The organism is Mesorhizobium sp. M1A.F.Ca.ET.072.01.1.1, from assembly GCF_004023325.1.
Classification (GTDB): Bacteria; Pseudomonadota; Alphaproteobacteria; order Rhizobiales; family Rhizobiaceae; genus Mesorhizobium.
This window is the reverse complement of sequence record NZ_RZSF01000306.1, coordinates 1-8,147: the sequence shown is the minus strand read 5'-3', so window position 1 is coordinate 8,147 and position 8,147 is coordinate 1. Positions and strand designations below refer to the sequence as shown.

The 8,147-nt window shown below is 58.6% G+C and carries 10 protein-coding genes and 1 pseudogene; 10 read left to right on the top strand and 1 reads right to left on the bottom strand.

Annotated elements, in window-relative coordinates:
- From EOA32_RS39355 to EOA32_RS39335, 6 genes and pseudogenes are all read left to right on the top strand, one after another.
- Nucleotides 1-372 (top strand): annotated as a pseudogene (locus EOA32_RS39355) (PLP-dependent cysteine synthase family protein); the annotation flags it as partial.
- Nucleotides 369-3,071 (top strand): lyase family protein, encoded by a 2,703-nt coding sequence (locus EOA32_RS29530; protein WP_128373602.1) that lies wholly within the window; start codon nucleotides 369-371, stop codon nucleotides 3,069-3,071. The pseudogene EOA32_RS39355 and the gene EOA32_RS29530, both read left to right, overlap by 4 nt.
- Complete coding sequence (locus EOA32_RS39350) at nucleotides 3,049-3,276, top strand: gamma-glutamyltransferase (protein WP_210214859.1); 228 nt, start codon at nucleotides 3,049-3,051, stop codon at nucleotides 3,274-3,276. Before EOA32_RS29530 ends, EOA32_RS39350 begins: the two co-directional genes overlap by 23 nt.
- 185 nt (nucleotides 3,277-3,461) lie before the next feature.
- Entirely contained in the window at nucleotides 3,462-3,920 is a 459-nt protein-coding gene (locus tag EOA32_RS40825; RefSeq protein ID WP_210214858.1) for a gamma-glutamyltransferase, read from the top strand.
- Nucleotides 3,895-4,431, top strand: a complete 537-nt coding sequence (locus tag EOA32_RS40820; RefSeq protein WP_210214857.1) for a gamma-glutamyltransferase — start codon at nucleotides 3,895-3,897, stop codon at nucleotides 4,429-4,431. Before EOA32_RS40825 ends, EOA32_RS40820 begins: the two co-directional genes overlap by 26 nt.
- Nucleotides 4,422-4,613, top strand: a complete 192-nt coding sequence (locus EOA32_RS39335; protein ID WP_210214856.1) for a hypothetical protein — start codon at nucleotides 4,422-4,424, stop codon at nucleotides 4,611-4,613. Before EOA32_RS40820 ends, EOA32_RS39335 begins: the two co-directional genes overlap by 10 nt.
- 467 nt (nucleotides 4,614-5,080) lie before the next feature.
- On the opposite strand, the gene EOA32_RS40190 is transcribed toward EOA32_RS39335, so the two are convergent.
- Entirely contained in the window at nucleotides 5,081-5,275 is a 195-nt protein-coding gene (locus EOA32_RS40190) for an IS110 family transposase (protein ID WP_245499422.1), read from the bottom strand.
- Nucleotides 5,276-5,771: 496 nt separating this feature from the next.
- Between EOA32_RS40190 and EOA32_RS29515 the strand changes: the two genes are divergently transcribed.
- The 4 genes from EOA32_RS29515 to EOA32_RS29500 all read left to right on the top strand — a co-directional run.
- Nucleotides 5,772-6,224 (top strand): Lrp/AsnC family transcriptional regulator, encoded by a 453-nt coding sequence (locus EOA32_RS29515; protein WP_128373601.1) that lies wholly within the window; start codon nucleotides 5,772-5,774, stop codon nucleotides 6,222-6,224.
- Between the two features lie 283 nt (nucleotides 6,225-6,507).
- Nucleotides 6,508-7,374, top strand: coding sequence for an aminotransferase class IV (locus EOA32_RS29510; RefSeq protein ID WP_189407464.1), 867 nt, complete (start codon nucleotides 6,508-6,510; stop codon nucleotides 7,372-7,374).
- A 14-nt stretch (nucleotides 7,375-7,388) separates the two neighbouring features.
- Nucleotides 7,389-7,607 (top strand): hypothetical protein, encoded by a 219-nt coding sequence (locus EOA32_RS29505; protein ID WP_128373600.1) that lies wholly within the window; start codon nucleotides 7,389-7,391, stop codon nucleotides 7,605-7,607.
- On the top strand, nucleotides 7,604-8,147 hold a 544-nt coding region (locus tag EOA32_RS29500), incomplete at its 3' end, for an aminotransferase class I/II-fold pyridoxal phosphate-dependent enzyme (RefSeq protein ID WP_128373599.1). The genes EOA32_RS29505 and EOA32_RS29500, both read left to right, overlap by 4 nt.

Below are 8,147 nucleotides of genomic sequence, written 5' to 3'. Positions count from 1 at the left end.
GAACTGTATGACGAGGTACATCTCATCTCGGCTCCGCTCGCATTTGCCGCAACGCGAACCCTCCACGAGCGGCACGCCGTTTTCGCCGGTCCGACCTCCGGAGCGAGCTACATCGTGGGGCGCTGGCGCGCCCGGCAGTATCCAGAAGAGACCGTAGTCGTCATATGTCCTGATGAAGGCCACCGCTACGTCGAAGCTGCATACGACCCCGAGTGGCTCAAAAAACAGAACGCATGTCTAAATAAAAATGTATCGCTGGACGCGCCGGCCACCGAAAATCACCCTTCGACCGCCCTCCCTCCATGGAACCGATATCTTTGGAGGCGGAGAAGCCGGGAAGCTGTTCTAAACGTGCTGGAGGACGATTCATGATGAACCGAGGTAGCTTCCTTTTCGTCGAAAGCAACACGACGGGCACTGGCGAACTATTGATGAAGCAGGCCCGAGTTCTAGGCTTTGAGCCTTACCTCGTTACGCGCAATCCTGCACGCTATCCATTTCTAAAGGACCCCGTCGCTCACGTTATCGAAGCTGAAACGCGTAGTCCGGATGAACTCATTGGGGTCGCTGCCAACTTAAAAAGGCTGGCCGGAGTATATTCATCGTCGGATTATTTTGTGGAAGCAGCGTCACGTGTCGCGACCGCAATGGGGCTACCAGCAGCGAATCCGGACGCTATAGCTACCTGCCGGAACAAATGGACGCAAGCGGCCGAGTTGCAGCGACAATCAATAACAATACCGGAAACTCGGCTGGCCTCCTCCGTCATGGACGTGGAGAACATTCTTGCCCAAGCTACTCTGCCCGTCGTCGTCAAGCCAGTGTCCGGCAGTGGTAGTAGCGGCGTGAGGTTGTGCGATAGTGCCGCAGCCGCCATCAAGGCGTTTGAGAGTGCAAGGGGCGCACTGCTCGATCAAGTGGATCTGCGCAGCCCCGACATCCTGATCCAGCAATACATAGAGGGTAAAGAATACTCTGCAGAGATAATGGCTTACGATGGGACGCTGCGTTGCCTTGGGATTCTTGCCAAGCACAAGGGGCCAGCTCCCTGCTTCGTCGAGACAGGGCACGACTTCCCGGCCCCGCTACCGGAGCCGTCCCTCAAGGAATTGGCTTCTTTTGCTGCGCGAGCGGTATCGGCTCTGGGCTTGGACTTCGGACCGGCTCATGTAGAGTTCGTGACAGCGGAGTCGGGCCCCGTCATAATTGAGGTCAATCCTAGGCTGGCTGGAGGAATGATTCCAGTCATGCTCTCGCACGCCTTGGGCACGTCAATCCTTGACATGGTGATTAGACTTTACGCGGGAGAAGGGTTTACGCCTCAACGGGCGAGCGCAAGGGCGGGAGCCATCCGTTTCCAACTTGTTCATAAGGCCGGTAAGCTCAAACGCCTGGGCTTTTCTCGAAATCCAGACCCGACTGTGCCCCAGGCGGGGTTACTGAAATCTGAGGGGCAGGAAGTTCAAATAAATGGCGACTTTAGAGACCGAGTAGCCTACGCCGTAGGCGTCGCCGATGAACTCAATGCCGCCGCCGCGGCGGCTGAACGGATGATCGATTCCATTGTGATCGATATCGAGACGCCTGCTGGCGAATCGGACAACAAGCAAGTCGCTGGGGCAACCGAGGGCACGTGGAACCTACATCCTGAAGCGATGAAGTTGCTCGCTCCCCCGATCGAACTTTCGCGCGACGGCCGCCTTTTGCAGTACCAGACGGCCATAGACGAAGCACATCTAGTGATGCTCACCGAGGAGGGCTTGATCAGCCAAACAGCCGCTGCCGACCTCCTCAAGCACATCTTGGACCTTCAGGACGAGGGCTTTCAGTCTTTGGAGGGCCGCGATGCGCCGCGTGGCCTATATCTTGCCTATGAGGCCGAACTTGCCGTCAGAGCTGGCACAGAAAAGGCCGGCTGGCTGCACCTTGCGAGGTCCCGCAACGACTTGAACGCGACCATTTCTCTCCTGGCTCTGCGGGAGGCCGCGTGTTCCATCTCCCAACAGGTTGGAATCGCACAAGATGCCCTGCTTCAGCGAGTGGAGGAAGCATCGAGACTTGTGGCTCCACTGTACAGTCAATACCAGATCGCACTCCCTGGGTCGCCAGGGCACTACTTGCTTGGCGTCTTCTTCGCTCTGGGGCGCGAGCGTCAGCGCCTCCATCACCTCCTGGAAGACATCAAGAATTGCCCTATGGGGGCGGGGGCGGGCGGAGGCACCAGCATTCCTATAGATCCCCTGCAAACCGCAAGTCTTCTGGGATTCGAACTGCCGTCGTTCAACTCACTTGACGCGGTCGCGAGCCGCGATCACCACCTGCAGGGGCTTTCAGTCTTCGCTGGCGTTTCAATCTTGCTCAGTCGTGTAGCACAGGACCTGCAGGTTTGGACGACGCGGGAGTTCGCTCTCATCGACATTCCTCACAATCTTGCCGGCGGCTCTTCCATGCTTCCCCAAAAGAAGAACCCTTTTCTGCTTGAACACATCAAGGGATCGGCAAGCACCGTAATCGGCGCGTATGTTTCTGCGGCAACGGCTACTTGCAAATCGCCTTTCAGCAACTCGATCGAGGCAAGCAACTACGGTTGCTCGCCTCTGAGACTTGCGGAAGATGCCCTTAAGCGGGCCATAACCCTCACATCGCTCATCGTGAAGTTCATGTCTTTCGACGTGAGGTCGATGCGTGAAAACCTTGAGGACGGCTCATCGATGACGGCCGTTGCCGCCGAACGAATGGCGTCGCAAGGCCTTCCTTTCAGGAAGGCCCACACACAAATTGGTGAGATCGCCCAGCGCCTGTCTCAGGATAGCTGTGTCACACAGCGCCGAAGCGAACTAGCCAGCCACCTCGCTGATGTTCTACCGGCGAGTCTCGAAGAATGCAGGGACGCTCTGCAGTTCGGAGGAGGACCCGGGAAAAGATCAACCGAGGACCAGGTTTCTGTAGCAAAAACGCTCTTTCAGGACACGCAGCTGAAGTGCGCGGACATACGGGAACGCTGGGCGCGCGCCGAGATGCACCGCAAAAAGAGGGTGAGAGAACTCATTGACGGGCGCCCAAGCGCCTGAAGGTGTTTATGTTGCGAAAGCGGGCGGCAACGCGATCGACGCTGCCATCGCGGCCTTGTTCACTCTTTCGGTCGTCGAGGCGATGATGGTGGGGGTGCTGGGTGGCGGCATAGCGCATATCCGCCTCGCAAATGGCACGCATCACGTGCTCGACGGCATGAGCACCGCACCGCTCGCGACTGGCCCGACCGTCTACAAGCCCTGATCCCAAGGCCGCCGCCGGCACGACGGACGCGATTGGCCGCCGCAACGCCATCGGCCCCACGGCGGTCGCCGCTCCCGGCAATTTGCTGAGCTGGTGAGCTGGTGCGAGGCGCTGCGTCGGTTCAGCAAGTTCTCTTTGACCGACGTCACTGAGCCTGCGATTCGACACGCCTCGCATGGCTTCGTGTGACCCCCTATCTACAGGAATGCGTCTGTGACGCGGCGGCCGATCTCGCGCGCGATGCGGATATCGCCAAACTGTACCTGCCCGGCGGCATGCCGATCCAACCCGGAAGCCGCCTGATCAACGGCGATTATGCCGAGACGCTGAGGTCAATAGCGCGCAAGGGGCCGGACATACTGTATGGCGGCGAACTGGGACGTCACCTTGCGGAGCACATGGCGCAGGAACAGGGTTTTCTGACACTCGATGACCTGACTGGCTATGGCACAATAGATCACGAGCCGCTGCGCGGGCTCTATCGCGGCTATGAGGTCGTCGGGCCGCCGACGCCATCGTTCGGTCCTCTGCACATTATTCAGACGTTGAATATTTTGGAGGGCTATGATATCGGAACGCTCGGCTTCGCGTCCGGAGATACTGCGTCTGCTGGCAGAAGTGCTGAAGATCGCTTTCGCCGATAGGGCAGGGGCGTCCGCCGACGCGGCGTCCGTCCCGGAGGCGATCGGCAAGCTGGTGTCCAAGGACTGTGCAGCGGAGCGGCGGGCTCGCATCAACATGAACCGCGCCCAGTCGTGGAGCGCACCGGTGGCACCTAGCGAAGGTGCGCATACCACTCATCTTACAGTTGCGGACGGGTTCGGCAACGTCATTGCCAGCACCCAGTCGATCAACTACCTTTTCGGCGCTGGCTACATCGTGCCAGGCACCGGCATGATTCCGAACAACTACATGTCCTCGTTTGATCCGCATCCAGGCCGCGCCAGCTCGGTCGAACCCAGCAAGCGCGTGATCTCGTCGATGTCTCCGGTGATGGTGCTGCGCGATGGCAAGCTACGCTACGCGATCGGGTTGCCTGGCGCTGCGCATGTTCCCCTCGGTAAGGCAAGCACTGTCGAACCTGATCGGTCATGGCATGAATGTGCAGGAGGCGGCGGAGGCGCCCCGGATCTGGACGCGGGGCTATGTGGGTGAAAGTCGAGGCATCGGTACCGGAAGGCGTGCTCGCGGCGTTGCGCGACCGCGGTCACGACGTGGCGTCGGTTAACAGCGTTGGATGCGGCATGAGCGCGATTCAGTTCGACGCGGACGGCAAGATGACTGGCGCCGCGTGCTGGCGTGCCGACGGGACGCCAATCAGGCTCGGCGGCGGGTAGGCGCGGCGTGGCGTATGGTTCAGGCCAGCCCAAAAGCGGAGCTGAGCGGCCGGCTCTCACTGCTCCGGTGCCGCCATGATCGGATCTTCATGCAGGCCCGTCATCCGATATGCAACGGTATGACGGCTAGCCGGCTGGCCTGCGCAGTGCCTCATGTATAGGAGACGGGCCATCTGGAACAGACCAGATTTGTGGATTTGGATATTTACAACAGCGGATTTCGGTCGCGGTGGCGGAGAGCGGACGCTCCGGGTCGGTGGAATATCTCGGCGAGATTGCAGCGCCTTGACGGCGTCGACAGGTGGCCTGAGCGGCGCCAGCCAGTGGCCGTCCGTACGCATGATGTGGCGAGAATGTAGGCATCGCCGGGATCGCTCTTGGCGGCGAGGGCGCGGTACTGAGGCCGGCACGCCTTGACAACATTGGGATGAACCGGGGTGACGACGAACTCGGCCTCGATCAGCACGTCAACGAGAAGTCCACTGGGCCGCTCGATGGCGATCGGCGTCTCGCCGGGCAGGCGACTGCCGGCGCAGGCGGGCCACGAGTTCGGCAAGTCCGTCCCGATCGTTTGCGACGGCAAAGTGCTCGAGGGTCTTGCCGGCAGTGTCGACGACACAGACGGCATGGCTCGATCCGCCCCAGTCGAGACCGACGAAAATGGTATGGATGCTCCTCAGGGAACTAGGGTATGGTGCCCGGTGCCGGGAGCCCGCACGGGATGCTCATCAATCGGCGCTCTGGACGCATCTTGGCCTAAATGTCCGTGGCACATCTTCCTGTAGCCGTCTGGAGCTCCCGGCCACCTCAACGCCGCAGGTCTAATGCGGGCCCCTCGTGGGGGAAGCGACCTTGGCAGTCGTCATGGTGGCGCGGGACCAACGCCCGATCAGCTCTTAAACTGATTCAATTCAATCGCGAGGTTGCCTGATGAGCGACCAACCGTTCCTATCAGCATCCAACAACGTAATCGTGATGCGATGGGGAAGGTGGAGCGAACAGCAGCACTCACGTGACCCCTGCGGCGCGCCATAGATCGCTGATTGTAGCCGCAGGTTGGCCCATATTGATTGGGCTGTTTCATTTTACCGCATGAGCTGCAATAAATATGACGGCAGTTCGGGCGATTATTGGGCATCAAATCATAGAAGACCAGTCATGGACGACCTAGATCGACGGATACTCACGGTTCTACAAAAGAACAACCGGCTCTCCTTTGCCGAACTCGCGGAGCTCGTCGGTTCCTCGGCCGCGTCATGCATGCGTCGGGTGAACAAGCTGCGTTCGGACGGCGTGATTGTAGCGGATATCTCGCTAGTAGATCCAAAAGCTGTCGGCAAATCGCTCACCATCGTCGTTACGGTGGAGCTGGACCGTGAGCGTCTCGATTTGGTCGATGATTTCAAGCGAGCAATGCGGGCGACCAAAGAAGTTAGTCAGTGTTATATGGTGACCGGCGACGCTGATTTCGTCCTGATCGTGACGGTTGAGGACGTCGAGGCTTTTGACGTCTTCGTCAAAACCAAGCTCTACACGAACCCGAATGTCCGAAAATTCCGGAGCATGATTGCGCTTGATCGTGTTAAGTTCGAGCCCCGCGTTACGCTATAACCCCGAGCGGGGTTCGTTGAAGCCGTCACCCTGGTCCGTTTTTTGACGCGTCCATTGCGTGACCACCAAGGGATTGGTCTTTTCCCTCTAAAGAAGCGTGCGATTAATGGGACGCAGTCGATTTTGCGTCGGGACAGTGGGTTTGCCAAATCGTTCCGCGCAGGCAAAACAACTGACCCATTGGGAAAGAATGGCGAATCCGATGACACAGCTCTTACCTAGACTTCCATCTGTAGTTGATCGTCACATTGATAAACGGCCTTATCCTCACGGTGTCGCTTTCATGGATGGGCAATACCTACCAATGTCTGAGGCCAAGATCTCCCTGCTCGATTGGGGTTTTCTGCACTCCGACGCGACTTACGACACCGTGCACGTATGGAACGGCAGGTTCTTCCGGCTGGATTTGCATCTCGACCGGTTTTTAGATGGCGTTGAACGTCTACGCATGAATTTGCCCTATGATTGCGAGGAAATAGCATCGATCCTGCAAAATTGCGTCGCTTTGTCGGGCCACAGATCGGCGTATGTAGAGATGATCTGCACGCGCGGTTCGTCGCCGACATTCAGCCGCGATCCCCGGCAAGCGGAAAATCGCTTCATGGCGTTTGCAGTCCCATTTGGGTCGGTCGCCAACAAGGAACAGCTAGAAAGAGGCTTGCACGTCGCGATCAGCGAGACAGTACGCATCCCGCCCAAATCGGTCGATCCCTCGATCAAGAACTATCATTGGCTCGATCTCGTGAAGGGCCTTTTCGATGCTTACGACATGGGAGCAGAGACAGCGCTGATTCTCGATACCAATGGCCACATCGCGGAGGGGCCGGGCTTCAATGTGTTCATTGTAAAGGACGGGTCCTTGAAGACGCCCGCTTTTGGAGTGTTACCTGGCATTACACGCCGTACTGTCTTCGATCTGTGCGCCGAGATTGGGTTGTTGGCCACGGCCATAGATGTTGGTCGTGCCGAGATCAAAGAGGCTGACGAAGTGTTCATCACATCGACTGCCGGCGGCATTATGCCCGTGACGCGCATCGACGACACTGAGATCGCTAACGGGCAGGTCGGACCCATCACATGTCAGCTAATGGATCGCTACTGGCAAAAGCACGATGATCCGGCATGGTCAACTCCTGTCAGCTATCCGTGATCGGAAATGAGCCAATGCGACCGCAAGTTGGCGAGCGGCTTGGTTACTGGCTCGTCGTCATCCAACTCCTGAAACTCGAGCGCGCGATCGATGGTGGTACGGCGACGTTCTGCGCCGCTCAGCTCGCGCGATACACCGAGGACGCTTACCTCAACGAGGCGACGACTCGTCGCTTCTTCGGCATGGTGATGCGGCTTGCGTACCCGATGCCATTCCAGTGGAGTTGCCGATGACGAACGCTTTGATTGCCCATTTGTCTGCGGAACTGGTTGGGCTAAAATCCGCGGGTCTCTACAAATCCGAGCGCGTCATCACCTCACCGCAGTCATCCGAGATCGAACTCACCGATGGCGGGAAGGTCCTGAATCTCTGTGCCAACAATTATCTTGGCCTCGCAGACAATGAAGAGCTGCGGAACGCGGCCAAGGCTGCGCTCGACCGCTACGGCTACGGCATGGCCTCGGTGCGCTTCATCTGCGGCACTCAGGAAGAGCACAAGCAGCTCGAATCGCGCATCTCGTCATTCCTCAAGATGGAAGACACGATTCTTTACTCGTCCTGCTTCGACGCCAACGGGGGGCTGTTCGAAGCCCTGCTCGGCGAGGAGGACGCCATCATTTCCGATGCGCTGAACCACGCGTCGATCATTGACGGCGTGCGACTCTCCAAGGCGAAGCGCTTCCGCTATGCAAACAACGACATGGCCGCGCTGGAAGAGGAGTTGAAGAAGGCGGAAGGAAGGCGCTTCAAGCTCATCGCGACCGACGGTGTGT